The organism is Pantoea sp. GL120224-02, from assembly GCF_900215395.1.
Lineage (GTDB): Bacteria > Pseudomonadota > Gammaproteobacteria > Enterobacterales > Enterobacteriaceae > Pantoea > Pantoea communis.
Genome location: NZ_OBEC01000004.1, coordinates 338,016 through 354,616 on the forward strand (window position 1 = coordinate 338,016; position 16,601 = coordinate 354,616).

The 16,601-nt window shown below is 55.1% G+C and carries 15 protein-coding genes; 9 read left to right on the plus strand and 6 right to left on the minus strand.

What is annotated here, in order from left to right; genetic code table 11:
- Positions 1-12 precede the first annotated feature (12 nt).
- Genes CRO33_RS10605 through CRO33_RS10615 form a run of 3 tightly spaced genes read left to right on the plus strand, consistent with a single transcriptional unit; the run spans position 13 to position 4,108 of the window.
- On the plus strand, positions 13-711 hold the full coding sequence (locus CRO33_RS10605) for a fimbrial biogenesis chaperone (RefSeq protein ID WP_176505759.1): 699 nt from the start codon (positions 13-15) through the stop codon (positions 709-711).
- Positions 708-3,146, plus strand: a complete 2,439-nt coding sequence (locus CRO33_RS10610; protein WP_176505754.1) for a fimbria/pilus outer membrane usher protein — start codon at positions 708-710, stop codon at positions 3,144-3,146. The genes CRO33_RS10605 and CRO33_RS10610 overlap by 4 nt, the downstream gene beginning before the upstream one ends.
- Entirely contained in the window at positions 3,143-4,108 is a 966-nt protein-coding gene (locus CRO33_RS10615) for a Csu type fimbrial protein (RefSeq protein ID WP_097118128.1), read from the plus strand. The genes CRO33_RS10610 and CRO33_RS10615 overlap by 4 nt, the downstream gene beginning before the upstream one ends.
- 167 nt (positions 4,109-4,275) lie before the next feature.
- On the opposite strand, the gene CRO33_RS10620 is transcribed toward CRO33_RS10615, so the two are convergent.
- From CRO33_RS10620 to exbB, 3 genes are all read right to left on the minus strand, one after another.
- Positions 4,276-5,598: an MFS transporter gene (locus tag CRO33_RS10620; protein WP_097118129.1), complete on the minus strand. Its 1,323-nt coding sequence runs from the start codon at positions 5,596-5,598 to the stop codon at positions 4,276-4,278.
- Between the two features lie 181 nt (positions 5,599-5,779).
- A complete protein-coding gene (exbD, locus tag CRO33_RS10625) occupies positions 5,780-6,202 on the minus strand; it encodes a TonB system transport protein ExbD (RefSeq protein ID WP_034828432.1) in 423 nt (140 codons plus the stop codon).
- A gap of 5 nt (positions 6,203-6,207) precedes the next feature.
- Complete coding sequence (gene exbB, locus CRO33_RS10630) at positions 6,208-6,936, minus strand: tol-pal system-associated acyl-CoA thioesterase (protein WP_176505760.1); 729 nt, start codon at positions 6,934-6,936, stop codon at positions 6,208-6,210.
- A 353-nt stretch (positions 6,937-7,289) separates the two neighbouring features.
- On the opposite strand from exbB, the gene CRO33_RS10635 reads away from it, so the two are divergent.
- The 5 genes from CRO33_RS10635 (at position 7,290) to CRO33_RS10655 (ending at position 12,211) form a co-directional block, all read left to right on the plus strand.
- Positions 7,290-8,264, plus strand: a complete 975-nt coding sequence (locus tag CRO33_RS10635) for a TRAP transporter substrate-binding protein (RefSeq protein ID WP_097118131.1) — start codon at positions 7,290-7,292, stop codon at positions 8,262-8,264.
- A 49-nt stretch (positions 8,265-8,313) separates the two neighbouring features.
- On the plus strand, positions 8,314-8,820 hold the full coding sequence (locus CRO33_RS10640) for a TRAP transporter small permease (protein WP_097118132.1): 507 nt from the start codon (positions 8,314-8,316) through the stop codon (positions 8,818-8,820).
- A 15-nt stretch (positions 8,821-8,835) separates the two neighbouring features.
- Positions 8,836-10,122 (plus strand): TRAP transporter large permease, encoded by a 1,287-nt coding sequence (locus CRO33_RS10645; RefSeq protein ID WP_097118133.1) that lies wholly within the window; start codon positions 8,836-8,838, stop codon positions 10,120-10,122.
- Between the two features lie 133 nt (positions 10,123-10,255).
- Positions 10,256-11,446 carry a cystathionine beta-lyase gene (gene metC / locus CRO33_RS10650; protein ID WP_034828423.1) on the plus strand — a complete coding sequence of 397 codons (1,191 nt, stop codon included), beginning with the start codon at positions 10,256-10,258 and terminating at the stop codon, positions 11,444-11,446.
- Between the two features lie 105 nt (positions 11,447-11,551).
- Positions 11,552-12,211 carry a DedA family protein gene (locus tag CRO33_RS10655; RefSeq protein ID WP_034828422.1) on the plus strand — a complete coding sequence of 220 codons (660 nt, stop codon included), beginning with the start codon at positions 11,552-11,554 and terminating at the stop codon, positions 12,209-12,211.
- On the opposite strand, the gene CRO33_RS10660 is transcribed toward CRO33_RS10655, so the two are convergent.
- Positions 12,212-13,123, minus strand: coding sequence for an AraC family transcriptional regulator (locus CRO33_RS10660; protein ID WP_034828421.1), 912 nt, complete (start codon positions 13,121-13,123; stop codon positions 12,212-12,214).
- 205 nt (positions 13,124-13,328) lie between these two features.
- Here CRO33_RS10660 and dkgA point away from each other — a divergent pair, with 205 nt between their 5' ends.
- Positions 13,329-14,156, plus strand: coding sequence for a 2,5-didehydrogluconate reductase DkgA (dkgA, locus tag CRO33_RS10665; protein WP_034828419.1), 828 nt, complete (start codon positions 13,329-13,331; stop codon positions 14,154-14,156).
- Positions 14,157-14,312: 156 nt separating this feature from the next.
- Here the strand turns inward: dkgA and ftsP are convergent, their stop codons facing one another.
- The gene (gene ftsP / locus CRO33_RS10670) at positions 14,313-15,740 is read right to left on the minus strand and encodes a cell division protein FtsP (protein ID WP_097118134.1); all 1,428 of its coding nucleotides are present in this window, start codon (positions 15,738-15,740) and stop codon (positions 14,313-14,315) included.
- Between the two features lie 109 nt (positions 15,741-15,849).
- A complete protein-coding gene (locus tag CRO33_RS10675) occupies positions 15,850-16,587 on the minus strand; it encodes a 1-acylglycerol-3-phosphate O-acyltransferase (RefSeq protein WP_058961927.1) in 738 nt (245 codons plus the stop codon).
- Positions 16,588-16,601 lie beyond the last annotated feature (14 nt).

Consider the following 16,601-nt stretch of genomic DNA (forward strand, 5'->3'; position numbering starts at 1 on the left):
GAAGGATGAATAATCATGAACCTGCGCGCCCTGTTACTGTTGTTTATCATGGCACTAATGCCTGCTGCCCACGCTGCCAATTCGCTGATGATTTGGCCCATCGATCCCACCATCAATCCCGATGATAAAGCCAGTGAGCTTTGGCTGGAAAACCGTGGGAATGCCACCACCATGATGCAGGTGCGCATCTTTAGCTGGCTGCAAGTGGGCGGTCAGGAACAGTATCAAACTCAGCAGCAAGTGGTCGCCAGCCCGCCGATGGTGCGCCTCGAACCGGGTCAGAAACAACTGGTGCGACTCATTAAGCAGGGCGCGCCGGAAGCGGGACGCGAAATGTCCTACCGCGTGGTGCTGGATGAAATCCCTACGCCACGCACGCCCGGCGAAAATCAGGCGGGATTAACCTTCCAGATGCGCTATTCGGTTCCGCTGTTTGTTTATGGTAACGGCGTCACCAGCGACAGTGCGAAGCCGCATCTCAGCTGGCAACAGGTGGACAGTGGTGGCAAACGCTGGCTGGAACTCACCAACCGTGGCAATGGCCATGCGCGGCTGAGTAACGTCACCATCGGTGGTCGCCGCCTGGGCAATGGCCTGTTTGGCTACGTACTGGCAAACAGCAGTAACCGCTGGCCATTAACCAGCAGCGTGAGCGGTGAGCTGTCCGCAGAAGTGAATAAAGGGCACTGGAGCAGCGCGGCCGCGCGTTGATGACGTTTTCGCTGCATCCCTGCACGTTGGCAGTGGCTAGCGTGCTATGCCTGTTACCTCAAATCAGTAGCGCGGAGACCTTTTCCGAGCTACCACCGCCCCCTGCGCTGGAGAACAACGCCAGCGGTCAGCAGTACATGCTGGAGCTGGTGGTGAATCAGAACGCGCGCGGCGATATCGTGCCGGTGGAGCGCAAAAAAGGCGACTTTTGGCTGCGCAGTGGCGATTTACAGCGTGCCGGTATCCCTGCGGAGAAACTCCAGGGCGAGCAAATCGATGTGAATCAACTTGCGGAGGTGAAAGCAGAATATGACGAGCGCCGTCAACGCCTGTTGCTCACCGTTCCGCCCGCCTGGCTGCCCGGCCAGGTGATCGGTAAAGATCAGCGCGGCCCTCGCTACCCGGGGCGAGCCAGTAACGGTGCGCTGCTCAATTACGACTTTTACGCCACGCGTACCGATAATGCCGGTTCCCGCCTGTCGAGCTGGAATGAGCTGCGCGTGTTTGGCCCCAGCGGGCAATTCTCCACCAATGGCGTCTACACCCAACAACTGGAAGGCGGTGTCAGCGGTCAGCAAGAGGGATACATTCGCTACGATACCTGGTTCAGCAATGAAGATGAGAACGATGCAATTAGCTGGCGCGCCGGGGATCTGGTCACCGATGCGCTGAGCTGGAGTAACAGCGTGCGTCTGGGTGGCGTGCAGATTGCGCGTGATTTCAGCGTGCGACCGGATTTGGTCACTTACCCGCTACCGGCGTTTTCCGGCCAGGCCGCAGTGCCCTCTTCCGTCGATCTGTTTATTAACGGTTATCGCAGCACGCAAGCCAATGTGCAGCCGGGTCCGTGGTCGCTGACCAATGTGCCGTTCGTTAATGGCGCGGGCGATGCGGTGATCACCACCACCGATGCCGTGGGGCGCCAGGTCACTACCACGCTGCCGTTTTATGTCTCCAGCAGCCTGCTGCGACAGGGTTTGTCGGATTACTCCTTCTCGGCCGGTGCTATTCGTGAAAACTACGGACTGGAGAACTTTGACTATGGCGCAGCAGCAGCCAGCGGCTCTTATCGTTATGGGTTAACCGACTGGCTGACGCTGGAGAGCCATGCGGAAGGCAGCGACAGCGTGGCCACCGGCGGCGCTGGGGGATTGGTGAAGCTCGGCAGCTGGGGCGTGGTCAATGGTGCGCTGGCACAAAGTCAGATGGAAGGTAAACCCGGCACGCAATACAGTTGGGGTTATCAATACAACAACAGCTGGTTTAGCCTCGGCACCCAGCATGTATTACGCACCGCCGATTACGGCAATCTGGCGCTGGTCGGCAGCCGGGGCGACAGCGCCAACACCAGCTACTCACTGGCGCGACGCAGTGCGCAGTACACCGCCAGCGTGTCACTCAATCAATACGGCAGTCTGGGCCTGGCCTACTTTGATATTGCCGGCGGATCGGGCGATCGCACCCGTTTATGGAACCTGTCGTGGAGTAAAAATCTGTGGGGTAACAGCAGCCTGTATATCTCCGCCAGCCGCGATCAGGAACAGGGCGACTGGAGCGGTGCCATCTCTTTGGTGATCCCATTCGGCGAGCAGAGCAGTGCTTCGGTGAGCTATGAGCGCGATCAGCAGGGCAACAACAATCAGCGCCTCTACGTGTCACGCGCTATGCCGACCGATGGTGGCTTTGCGTATGATGCGGCCTGGGCCAATCAGGGTGGCGACAGCGGTGATTACCGCCAGGCAAGCCTGCGCTATCGCAATAACAAAATCGACACCTCAGCCGGATTCTACGGTGATAACGATAACACCACGCAGTGGGCCGATTTCACCGGTTCGCTGGTGCTGATGGATAACCGCGTGTTTGCCGCCAACGACATCAATGATGCGTTTGTGGTGGTGAAAACCGATTACCCGGATGTCACGGTGCGCTATGAAAACCAGGCAATGGGACGCACTGATAATCAGGGCTATTTGCTGGTGCCATCGATCAGCAGTTACTACGGCGCAAAATACGATATCGATACCCTGGATTTACCCGCCGATCGTACCGCACCCAAGGTGGAACAGCGTTTTGCGGTGAAACGGAAAAGCGGTTACCTGCTGAACTTCCCGGTGGAGCGCCTGCGTGCCGCCAGCGTGGTGCTGCACGATAAACAGGGGCAACCGTTGCCGATCTCCAGCCAGGTGCTGCGCCCGAATCAGGGTACGGAATATATCGGATGGGATGGCATTGTCTGGATGGAGAATCTGAGCGCTGAAAACCCAATTCATGTCGTGACGCCTGATGGGCGCAGTTGTGATACCACGCTGACCATTGCGGACGGCCAGCCAAAAGCGCTGGAGACCTACGGTCCGCTGACGTGCGACCTGCCGTCGCCGTCGCCGGGTTCGGCGGTCATCACGGCCAATAATTCACAGTCAGGAATTTCGCCATGAGAAAGTTTCTTCTGCTGCTGGCACTGTTTATCTTGCCGGGCACCAGCTATGCGCTTTGCAGTTTATCGGCCCCAACGGCGACCTTTGGCTCCGTGACCACCTTCGCGGTGGGCTCCACAGTGCAGAACACCTCCAGCACCACCAACGTCAACTGTGGGTCAGGTACGCTGTCGTTGCTGGGCACCGATAACGTCACTTACGCCTTCACCACCGCGACCTATCTTAGCGGCGCGCGCGCGGTGTTGAAAACCGCCAGCTCCGGCACGGACAGCATTCCGATTCAGATGTGTATCGACAGCGCCTGTGCCAGCGAACTCACACAGGGGTCTAACCACGTTTACAGTTCATCGGCGTTATTAACACTGGGCAGCACGCTCAATTTCAATATTCCGCTCTATTTCCGCACAGTGCCTGGACAGGTGATTGCCGCAGGCAGTTATACGACGACGATTACGCTCACTGTGAGCTATACGGTATGTGCCGGGTTGAACGTAGCAGGTTTATGCGTGGGTACGGTGCAAACCAGTACCGGCACCGCGATGCCGATTACCGTTAACCTGGTTGTGACCAATGATTGCACCACCATCACCGCGCCCAATGTGAGTTTTGGCAGCGCACCCTTGGTGGGAAGTTTCTCCACGGTGCAGCAGACCATCAACGTGGTGTGTTCTAAAGGCAGCACTTTCACTGTGGGGTTGAGCAATGGCAGCTACTACAGCGGCACCACGCGCCAGATGGCGAGCGGGACTAACCGGCTGGCTTATGACATTTATAAAGGCACCACCACCACGACACGCTGGGGACCGACCGGCACTGACCGCTGGAGTAGCGCCAGCGCCACCTCCCTGAACGCGGATCTGGTAACGCGCAACTTCACCTATACAGCGCAGATTCTGACGACGCAGAATACGCCAGCGGCGGGGAGTTATACGGATAGCGTGGTGGTGGATCTGTCGTTTTAGGCAGGGCATGAGCGACGATGTCGCTTGTTAAGAGGCCCGATGATTGCGTTTCACTGCGCCATACCCACATATCTGCATAAACAAAAAAGCAGCCCCTTCAACAAGGGGCTGCTTTATTCGAATCGCTTCTTAACGGGCTGATATGAGGCCCGTTGTCAGCCAGGGCGTTACAGCGAAGCTCCCACCGGCATGCCGCCATGGCGTGCCTGATACTGTTTCACCATGCGGCCAATCAGCAGCGTCCCGATCAATCCGCACACCGCCGCGAATGACAACCACACGCCGGGCATCGCTTTATCACCCGTGGCATGGATCAGGTAGCTTGAAACTGCTGGCGTGAAGCCACCAAACAGCGCGGTCGCCAGGCTATAAGCCAGTGAGAAGCCGGTGGCGCGCACTTCAGCCGGCATAATTTCCGCCAGATAGACCACCATCGCACCGTTATAGCTGGCATACAGGAACGATAACCACAATTCCGCTTCCACCAGATGCGCAAAGGTGGGCGATCCCACCAGCCAGTGCAGCACTGGCCAGGTGGTAAGAATCATCAGGATAGTAAAAGTGATCAGCAGCGGGCGGCGTCCTATGCGGTCTGACAGCGAACCCATCACCGGCAGCCAGATCAGGTTAGAGATGCCGACAAACAGCGTCACCATAAAGCTCTGCTCGTCGCTCATCATCAACACGGTTTTGCCAAAAGTCGGGGTGAAGGCGGTGATCATGTAGAACATCACCGTGGTGGTCACCACCATCAGCATCCCCGCCAGTACCAATGCCCAGTTCTCACCGACCGAGCGCATAATCTGTCCCATGGAAGGATGCTGCTTGCGCTTGCTGAACGCTTCGGTTTCTTCCAGCATGCGGCGGATCCAGAACAGGAACGGCACAATCATACAACCGACCACGAACGGAATACGCCAGCCCCATTCGGTGACCGCATCCTTCGCCAGCAGATGGTTCAGGCCGAGGCCGAGCAGCGCCGCGAAGATCACCGCAACCTGCTGGCTTCCAGACTGCCAGCTAACATAAAAACCTTTGCGTCCTTTTGGTGCTACTTCAGACAGATAAACTGACACACCGCCCAATTCCACACCCGCAGAGAAGCCCTGCAGCAAACGACCCAGCAGAATCAGAATCGGTGCGGCGGCACCCAGCGTGGCATAGCCCGGCACCAGGGCGATGGTGAGTGTGCCCAACGCCATCAAGCCCAATGTCAGCAACAGTCCTTTACGGCGTCCGTGATGGTCGATGTAGGCACCGAGAATAATCGCGCCAAGTGGACGCATCAGGAAGCCCGCACCAAAGGTCATCAGCGTAAGCATCAATGAAGCAAAGGGATCATCTCCGGGGAAAAAGGTTTTGGCGATCGCCGTAGCGTAATAGCCAAACACCATAAAATCGTACATCTCAAGAAAGTTACCGCTGGTAACGCTAAAGATGGTTTTGGCCCCGCCTTGCGATGGCTTTTGTAAAGATTGACTCACGCTCATGTTGTCCTTCCTGGGTTTTTCTACCGTTGTAGCGGGTTGCGCCAGGAATAGATGTGATCAGCCTCACCATTGCAGTTTACAAAAGTGATACCAAAAGTAACAAGAAATTAACATTGACGGCGGGAGAAAATAGAAAGGGCCGCTTTCGATGGCGGCCCTTATGAGCGATAAGAGGGGGGATTTATTTCTTCACCGTCTCCATGCCCATCAAACCAATCTTCAGATAACCCGCTTCACGCAATTGATCCATCACGCTCATCAGGGTTTCATAATCCACTGACTTATCCGCCTGGAAGAAGATGGTGGTGTCTTTCTTGCCTTCGGTCTGCGCCGTCAGCGCATTCACCAGCGTCTCTTTGGTGACCGCATCGTTGCCGATATAGATCTGCTTATCTTCCTTAATAGATAGATAAACCGGTTTTTCCGGACGCGGTTGCGGTGCGCTGGTGGAGGCAGGCAGGTTAACACGCACATCCACCGTGGCTAATGGCGCGGCGACCATAAAGATGATCAGCAGAACCAGCATAACGTCGATAAACGGCGTCACGTTGATTTCATGCATTTCGCCATCGCCTACCGAGTCATCGTTTAAACGCATCGCCATAATACTTATCCTACGCGCAGTTTCTGTGCCGCCGTCGGACGGGTCGCTTCTTTCGCGGTGTCCACATTGCCGAGATCCAGATCGCGGCTCTGCAGCAGCATCACCTGCGCCGCAACATCACCCAATGAGGCTTTGTAGCTGGCAATCATGCGCGCGAAGACGTTGTAGATAACAACAGCAGGAATAGCAGCAACCAGACCAATCGCGGTCGCCAGCAACGCTTCTGCGATGCCCGGCGCCACAACAGCGAGGTTGGTGGTCTGGGTTTTAGCGATACCGATAAAGCTGTTCATGATGCCCCAAACGGTACCAAACAGACCGATGAAGGGTGCAACAGAACCGATGGTAGCGAGGAAGCCGTTACCGCGACCGGCATGACGGCTGAATGCCGCAACGCGACGATCAAGGCGGAAGCTGGTACGTTCCTTAATGCCATCAAGGTCTTCGGTACCTGCAGAGAGTTCCAGCTCATTCTGCGCATCGTTCAGCAACACCGCACTATGGCTGTTACTTTTGAAGCTTTCAGCGGCGCGGTAAGCATCTTTAAGCGAACGCGCTTCGCCCAGCGCCTGCTGTTCGCGTTTCAGGCGACGTTTCGCCCCGCTCAGCTCAGCAAACTTGCCGAAGAAAATCGCCCAGGTGACAACCGAGGCCAGTAACAGGCCAATCATCACCACTTTTACCACGATATCGGCATGCTGATACATGCCCCAAACGGAGAGGTCCGTTTGCATCAAATCACTGGCTACCACGCTGCGTCTCCAACTTCTGTTGCACAGTTCACGATTGAAGCGCGGATCATAGCAAAAAAATTGACCGAAGTGATAGTAGTTCTCATTACTATTTACAAACGATTAATGCTTCAATTTCTAACAATCTATGTGGTTTTTATGGATGCGCTGGCTGATGTTTTACAAATGTGAGCTAAATTGAAAATTTATTAAAACATCGTTTCAAAATGTGATGTATTTCATCCAATCAACATTTGACCACTTTTTCGCCAGCGCAATTTCACTATTCTGAGCCAGCCCTTCCCGATTGTGGTGTGCCTGACACCGCTAATGATCACTAAGCTGGAGCAATAATAATGACATCTAAAAAACGACTCACGATTGCAATCTCTTCTCTGGTTATGCTGCTGGCGAGTGGTGCTCACGCCAAAGTGTTAAAAGTCGCGGAAGTACAGCCCGCCGGTTATCCCACTGTGGTCGCGCTGCAGCATATGGGCGATAAGTTAAAAGAAGCGACGCAAGGACGATTAGAGTTGAAGGTTTACGCTGGCGGCGTGCTGGGCGATGAGGATCAAACGCTGCAGCAGGTTCAGCTCGGCGCGATTGACATGATTCGCGTCTCGCTGGCTCCTGTCACCACTATCGCCCCTGAAACCAGTGTGCTAACCCTGCCCTATGTGTTCCGCGATGAAGACCACATGCACAAGGTGCTGGATGGCGATGTCGGCAAACAGATTGTCGAAAAATTCGATAACGATCCCCGCACGCGCATGGTGTTCCTCGGCTGGACCGACGCGGGCACACGCAACATGATCACCAAAAAACCCATCACCAAACCCGAAGATTTACAGGGGATGAAAATTCGCGTGCAGAACAGTGCCATTTCACTGGCCACGCTGAAAGCGATGGGTGCCAATCCTGTGGCAATGGGCGTCAGCGAAGTGTTTAGCGCCATGCAAACCGGCGTGGTCGATGGCACAGAGAACAATCCACCGACGTTTGTCGCCCACAACTATCTGCCCGTGGCGAAGTACTACACCCTGAGCGGCCACTTTATTCAGCCGGAGATGATCCTGTTCTCTAAAGCCTCGTGGGGACGGCTTTCCGCAGAAGATCAGGCGCTGCTGAAGAAACTCGGCAAGGAAGCGCAGGATGAAGAGCGCCAGCTGTGGGCCACTTACACCGCCCAGTCAGTGGAGAAAATGAAAGCCGGCGGCGTGACATTCCAGGACACCAACCGCGATTACTTTATGAAAGCCACGCAACCGGTGCGCGACCAGTTTGGCGGCAATTATCAGGATCTGATGAAACAGATTGCGGATGTGAAATAACCCTCTCAGCGCCGCGCGACCGCGTGGCGCCTTGCTCAGGTAACGAAGCATGAATGCATATTCCCGTTTGATGGATGGGCTCTATCTGTTGTGCATGGGCATCGCGGCGGTAGCCCTGTTGATCATGGTCACGGTGATACCCATCGGTATTTTCGCGCGCTATGTGCTAAATGGTGCCCTCTCATGGCCGGAGCCGGTCGCTATCGTCTGCATGATCATCTTTACCTTTATTGGTGCGCCCGTCGGATTGCGGGCAGGCACACACATTTGTGTGTCGATGGTGACCGATCGCCTCTCTGAGGCTGGGCAAAAATGGGCACAACGGCTGTGCAACCTGCTGCTGATCGTGGTCTGTCTCATCCTGCTGCAGGCCAGCTACAGCTTGTGCGAGGCCATGTGGATTCAACCGCTGGCGGCAATGCCTGCTGTGACGTATGGCGAAATGTATCTGCCCATTCCAATCGGCGCGCTGTTTACGCTGCTGTTTGTGATCGAGCGAATACTGAATGGCGATCAAAGTCAGCGTCCGCTGGTGACGCTGGGCGGCACACACTAAATTCGGAGCACTAAAATGGATGCTTTCATTCTGGTTGGTAGTTTGGTGTTGCTGCTGTTGGTCGGCTTTCCGGTGGCGTTTGCCGTGGGGTTTGCCGCTTTTATTGGCGCCTGGTGGATTGATTTGCCACTGGAAGCCGTGGTGATTCAGATCACCAACGGGGTCAACAAATTTTCACTCCTCACCATTCCGTTCTTCATTTTGGCCGGGGCGATCATGGCCGAGGGAGGGATTGCCCGCCGCCTGGTGAACTTTGCCTATATCTTCGTCGGTTTTATCCGCGGGGGCTTGTCGTTGGTGAATATCGTGGCATCGACATTTTTTGGCGCCATTTCAGGATCGTCAGTGGCCGATACCGCCTCGATCGGGTCGGTGATGATCCCGCAAATGGAGCAAAAAGGTTATCCGCGAGATTTCGCCGCCGCCGTGACCGCCAGCGGTTCAGTGCAGGCGGTATTAACGCCGCCCAGCCATAACTCCGTGATCTACTCGCTGGCCACCGGTGGCGTCGTTACCATATCCTCGTTGTTTGTTGCGGGTATTATCCCCGGGCTGATGCTGGGATTCTGTTTGATGGTGATGTGCCTGGCGTTCGCACGCAAGCGCGGTTATCCCAAAGGCGAAGCCATTCCGTTGCGTCAGGCGGTGAAAATCTTCTTCGATGCGTTCTGGGGACTGTTTACCATCGTCATTATTTTGGGCGGTATTCTTTCCGGCATTTTTACCGCTTCGGAATCCGCTGCGATCGCCTGCCTTTGGGCGTTTTTTGTCACGATGTTTATTTATGGCGATTTCAAATGGAATCAGCTGCATATTCTGGTGTTTCGTACCATCAAAACCGTCACCATTGTGATGGTATTGATTGCCTTTGCGGCGGGCTTTGGCGCAGTGATGACCTTTATGCAACTGCCGACCATGATCACCGATGCCTTCACCAGCATCTCTGATAATAAATACGTGATTCTGATGTGCATCAACGTGTTACTGCTGGTGATCGGCACCTTGATGGACATGGCCCCTATTATTCTGATTTTAACCCCAGTCTTGCTGCCCGTTGCCACCAGTCTGGGCATCGATCCTGTGCATTTTGGCATGATTATGATGACCAACCTGGGTATCGGTCTGATCACCCCGCCGGTCGGTACCGTGTTGTTCGTTGCCAGCGCCGTCAGTAAACAGAAAATTGAGCAAGTGGTGACGGCCATGCTGCCCTTCTACGTCACGCTGTTTTTCATCCTGATGCTGATCACTTACGTGCCCGCGCTATCGCTGTGGCTGCCGCATGTCATGGGTGTGATGTAACGCGAAATCGCAGGGACGCGCTTTTGCCCGGCCAATTCATCGACTGACTCCGATAATCCGCAATCAGGGTCAACCCACTGCAGTGTTTCGTGGTAACGTGGATGTTTTGTGGTAAGTGTCAGGAAAGGCAGTGATGGCAACGAATAAAATTGATACCACGCTGGTTAGCGCGGGACGAAGCAAACGTTACACTCAGGGCTCAGTTAACAGCGTCATTCAGCGCGCATCTTCACTGGTTTTTGACACGGTTGCTGACAAAAAACGGGCGACGGCAGGTCGTGCATCGGGCGAGCTTTTTTATGGTCGCCGTGGCACCCTCACCCACTTCTCGCTGCAAGACGCCATGACCGAACTGGAAGGCGGCGCGGGTTGCGCGCTGTATCCGTGCGGTGCAGCGGCAGTATCCAATGCGATTATCTCTTTTGTCGAAGCGGGCGATCACATTCTGGTGAGCGGCGCCGTGTATGAACCGACGCAAGATTTCTGCACCAAAATTCTCAGTAAGCTGAATGTCACCACCACGTTCTTTGATCACTGCATCGGCAGCGAAATCAGTGAACTGATTCAGCCAAACACGCGCGTGGTATTCCTCGAATCTCCCGCCTCCATCACCATGGAAGTGCAGGACATTCCCGCCATCGTCGCCGCCGTACGTGCGAAAGCGCCCGACGCGATCATCATGATTGATAATACCTGGGCGGCGGGCGTGTTGTTTAACGCGCTGGAGCATGGCATCGATATTTCGATTCAGGCGGGCACCAAATACATTATTGGTCACAGCGATGCGATGATTGGCACTGCCGTCGCCAATGAACGTTGCTGGCCGCAGCTGCGTGAAAACTCGTACCTGATGGGCCAGATGGTGGATGCCGATACGGCATACATGGCCAGTCGCGGCTTGCGCACGCTCGGTACGCGTTTGCGCCAGCATGAAGAGAGCGGTTTGCAGGTTGCCGAATGGCTGGCCGCTCAACCGGAAGTGGCGCGCGTTAACCATCCGGCGCTGGCGCAGAGTAAAGGTCATGAATTCTGGCAGCGCGATTTCAACGGCAGCAGCGGACTGTTTTCCTTCATCCTGCATGAAAAATTGAGCCGTGAGCAGCTGGCGAATTACCTCGATCACTTCCACCATTTCAGCATGGCTTATTCCTGGGGTGGCTATGAATCCCTGATTCTGGCCAATCAACCGGAAGAGCTAGCGGAGATTCGCCCGGCAGGCGGCGTCGATTTCGACGGTACGCTGGTGCGTTTGCATATTGGTCTTGAACACGTTGATGACCTGCTGAACGACCTGAAAGCGGGCTTTGCGCGCTTAAAACAGTAAATATTTAAACAAAACCTAAACCATTTCGTGCCGCATCGGTGAGATCAACGTCTGCGATGCCACAGATGGTTAAAATAGAATCCTTGTGACTCGATGGGATAGCAGATGGGTGTTTTACATGAGATTGTTCACGCGCTCTGGCATCAGGATTTTGCCGCGCTGGCCAATCCGGATGTCGTGTGGATTGTCTACGGCGTGATGTTTTTAACGCTGTTTCTGGAAAACGGTTTGTTGCCTGCCTCTTTTCTGCCGGGTGACAGCCTGTTGCTGCTCGCAGGCGCCATGATTGCCAAAGGCGTGATGGATTTCGTGCCCACCATGGTGATTCTGACCACTGCCGCCAGCCTGGGTTGCTGGTTGAGTTATTTACAGGGACGATGGCTGGGCAATACGCGGATGGTCAAAAGCTGGTTGATGCATTTGCCGGCGCAATATCATCAGCGCGCCTGGAATCTGTTTAACCGCCACGGTTTGATGGCGCTGCTGGTCGGGCGTTTCCTGGCGTTTGTTCGTACCTTGCTGCCGACCATGGCGGGCATTTCCGGTTTACAGAATGGGCGCTTCCAGCTGTTTAACTGGCTGAGCGGCGCGCTGTGGGTCGGGATTGTGGTCGCCATGGGCTATGGCATCAGTCAGGTGCCGTTTATCAAGCGTCACGAAGATCAGGTGATGGCGGTGCTGATGGTGCTGCCGATGGTGTTGCTGTTTGTCGGTCTGACCGGCAGCATCGTGGTGATCTGGAAAAAACGCCGCCAGAAAATATGATTAAGACGCGGCGTCAAACGGTAACGTTTGGCGCACGCGGCTGGCTTCCTCTCCCGGCGTCACGCCGAAATAGCGCTTAAACTCCCGCGAGAATTGCGAAGGGCTTTCATAGCCTACACGTACCGCTGCCGCACTGGCTTTCATCCCATCCTGCAACATCATTAATCGTGCCTGATGCAGACGATAGCGCTTCAGATATTGCAGCGGCGAGGTTTGGGTGACGGCTTTAAAGTTGTGATGAAACGCCGAAACGCTCATGTTCACTTCGGCTGCCAGCATATCGACGCTGAGGCTTTCGGCGAAATGGCTTTCGATGCGTCGCAAGGCGCGCGCAATCTGGCTGAACTGGGTCTGACGATTCACCAGCGACAGCAGCGCACCGCCAATCGGGCCGGTGAGCACATAGTAGATAATTTCCCGCACCAGCTGTGGGCCCAGCACGCGCGCATCACGCGGATGGCTCATCGCATCCAGCAAACGCTCGGCAGCGCACAGCATCTCTTCACTCATAAACGCCGAATGGATACCAGAAGTCTGCAACTGCGGCTGAAATTGTTCGTCGTCGCCAATATCCATCAACAGATCCTGCAAGCTGGCGATATCCACGCTCAGGCACATGCCGGCCAACGGCTCTTCCGGAGTGGCTTCGGTTTCGCACTCCACCGGCAGCGGTACGGTCAGCATCAAATACTTCGTGGCGTCGTAATGAAACACCGTGCTGCCGAGATAACCGGTTTTACGTCCCTGAAAAAGAATCACAATGCCGGGTTGATACATCATCGGCGTGCGCGGAAGCGTTTCGCAGGCGTAGATGAGCTTGACGTTTTCCACAGCGCACAGCGGCTTACGCGCATCATTCATTAGCGCGGTTACGCGCTGCGCCAGCTGGCGGCAAAGGGCATCGTTCGGCATGGATCACTCTCAGGCAGCAAAAAAATCAGTGTGCCGCAATGCTGCTCAAAGCTCCACCCTTCAGCAGAATCAGGCAAGATTCTGGCAGAAATGACCAGGGTAAAAGGGCGAGGTGATTGCCACAATGATCCTGCGGTTGAGTTTGTTGACTAGACTTAACCACAGCGCTTTTACGGTAAGTCACTGCGACAGATAAGGAGCAACTATGGCAGAGCAACCCATTATCAAACTGCACGACGGCAATATGATGCCGCAACTCGGACTCGGTGTCTGGCAAGCGAGTATCGAGGATGCCCGGGCGGCGATTGTCGAGGCCCTAAAAGTAGGCTATCGCTCGATTGACACCGCCGCCATCTACAAAAATGAGGAAGCCGTCGGTCAGGCACTGCAGGACACCGATGTCGCACGCGAAGACATTTTCATTACCACCAAACTGTGGAATGACGACCAGCAGAACGGTCAGCAGGCGATTGAGACCAGCCTGAAGAAGCTGCAACTGGAGAGCGTCGATCTCTATCTGATGCACTGGCCGTGCCCGGAAAAAGATCACTACGTTGAAGCCTGGAAAAAGATGATTGAGCTGCAACAGCAGGGCTTAACCAAAAGCATTGGCGTCTGTAACTTCCATGAAGCCCATCTCAAACGCCTGATCGATGAAACAGGCGTCTCGCCGGTGGTGAACCAGATTGAGCTGCACCCGATGCTGCAACAGCGCACCCTGCATGCCTGGAACGCACTGCATCAAATCCAAACCGAATCCTGGAGCCCGCTGGCGCAAGGCGGTAAAGGAGTATTCGATCAGGAGATCATCCGCGAACTGGCGAAGAAATACGGTAAGACGCCAGCGCAGATTGTCATTCGCTGGCATCTGGATAGCGGATTAGTGGTGATTCCAAAATCGGTGACGCCGGAACGTATTCGTGAAAACTTCCAGGTGTTCGACTTCAGACTGGAAAAACCCGAGATCAGCGAGATCACTAAGCTGGATAAAGGGAATCGTTTGGGGCCGGATCCGGAGAGCTTTAACGGCTAAGTCGGCACCGTTTAACCGCCAGGCGAATACGGTCAATGCGTGCTCGCCTGTATTGGCTTCACAACAGCCATGCGGTCATGTGCGGGTTGCTATGAATCGTGACCCTGTCGATTTGACGAACTGTTGTAAGGTGCGCATCACTGCGCACCTTTTTTTTTATGGCACCGGATTGACCTGCAACTGCCCCGCCGTGCCGCGGTCGGCTAATTCCAGCGTCTGGCTGTAGTAGACAAACGGGAAGTGATCCGACGAACTCTGCGGGAAGCTCACCAGCAACTCCACATCACCATCCACCCACACCGTATCTTTCCAGCCGCGATCTTCGCCCATCGGCTGTGCGCCATTGACGCTTTTGATCAGGAACATCACGCCCTGAATATTCAGCGATTGCGGGCGATCGGCATGGATAATCCAGCGTTCAAAGGTGCCCTGCTGCACCGTGGTGTCGATGCGGCTCATGTCCCACAGTGCGCCATTGATGCCCGGCACACTGTCGCCAATGCGGAATTCGCGCGTGCGCACCGCCACGCCATCCAGAATCTGATCCGCTAATAAACGCATCGGCAGATTGTCGGTAACCAGCGGCAGTAAGCCGGTGGGCCGCAGGCTCAGAACCAGCGTGTTGGCGAGGATGGAGGAAGGTTCAAACAGACCACGCAGGCGATCCATCAGGCCCGCCGCAGTCCCTGCCGTAATCGAGACTTCATCGCCCTGCGACATATCCACCAGCACTTCACGGCGTTCACCGGGTGCCAGCGACAGCGTTTGCACCGCAACGGGCGCAGGCAGGAAGCCTTGATCGCTGGCAATCACGGTAAACGGACGATTATCCGAGAAGCTCAAATCAAAGCGACGCGCGTTCGAAGCATTCAACAGGCGCAGACGCACCCAACCACGCGACACCTCGACATACGGATTCTGCACGCCGTTGACCAGCAACGTATCCCCGAGGAAACCGCCGTCTGATGGTGGGTTATAAACCGGCGTGGCAAAGTTATCGAGACGCTTGTCCTGGATAATCAGCGGGAAGTCATCAACGCCATAGTGTTTGGGCAGCGGCAGCGCTTTGCTGACGTCATCTTCAATCAGCCACATGCCCGCCAGACCGTTGTAGACGTGTGGCGCCATACGATTTGGCGTATTGGCGTGATACCACAAGGTCGATGCGCCCTGACGTACCGGCAATACCGGCGCCCAGTCAACGCCGGCTGACATCATGCGCGGTGCACCGCCCATTAAGGCACCCGGCACCTGCAATCCACTTACCGTCATCGCCACCGGTTCGTTGAGACGGTTGCTGTAAATCAACTTCACGTCATCGCCGCTGTAGACGCGCACCGTGGGACCGAGGTACATGCCATTAATACCCCAGACCGGCACTTTATTGTTATTACCGCTAAATGACCAATGGCTGCGTTGCAGCGTCAAAAAGAGCGGTTGGCCACGGCGAGACTCAAGCAGTGGCGGAACAGGAAGCGGCACATCGCCCATCGGAGCCGCAGCGTAGGCGGCATAAGGCATGCTACTGGTCGCCAGCGCAACACCGGCGGAAAGCTGAATAAACTGACGTCTGCTGCAAGACATAAAACTTCAGACCTTTTGAGCGGGGCGTGAAGACGCCGTGTCCATGTTGTTCTTGTTAGTGAGTTTTTGCTGTGATGAGCACGGGGCAGCGTTTCTACCCCGTGGATGGCTAGAGTTTACCGTTTTTTTCGCGTTCGGCGACTTCGGCGTTCAATTCTTCCAGCTTAGCAGACATTAATTCGCGGCAGTGGGTGGCTAATTTGCGCACCGAGGTGGTTTCAAACTGTTTGGTATCCACTGGCGGCAGCATTTCAACAATCACCAGGCCGTTATTCCAGCGATTAAGTTTCACTTTGCCGTGGGTATTCGACACCACCACAGGAATGATCGGCACACCTGCTGCCACTGCAGCATGAAACGCACCGGTTTTAAACGGCAGTAAACCACGACCACGGCTGCGGGTACCTTCCGGGAACATCCAGAATGAAATCTTCTTTTTATTAAACTGCTCGACCAGTTCACCGATGGTGCCATGCGCTTTTGCGCGGTTATCACGGTCAATCAGCAAATTACCGGTCAGCCAGTAGAGTTGACCAAAGAATGGGATCCACAGCAGGCTCTTTTTGCCGACGGTGACCGTGGTCGGCTGCACGATCTTCGCCGCCGTGATCATGTCGTAATTGTTCTGATGGTTGGCAATGTAAATCGCATTGCCATAGCTCTCCGCGTCGGCGGGTTTGCGCAACTCGACTTTGACGCCAAACACCGTCGACAGGCGACCAAACATATGGCCGAACGTCGCCACATGGCGAGGATTACGCGGTGAGAACAAACACCAGATACTGCCGAAGATGCACACCAAAATCGAATAAACGATAACAATAATCGTGCGTAAAATTAGTAACATAGCTTCCTCAAGTT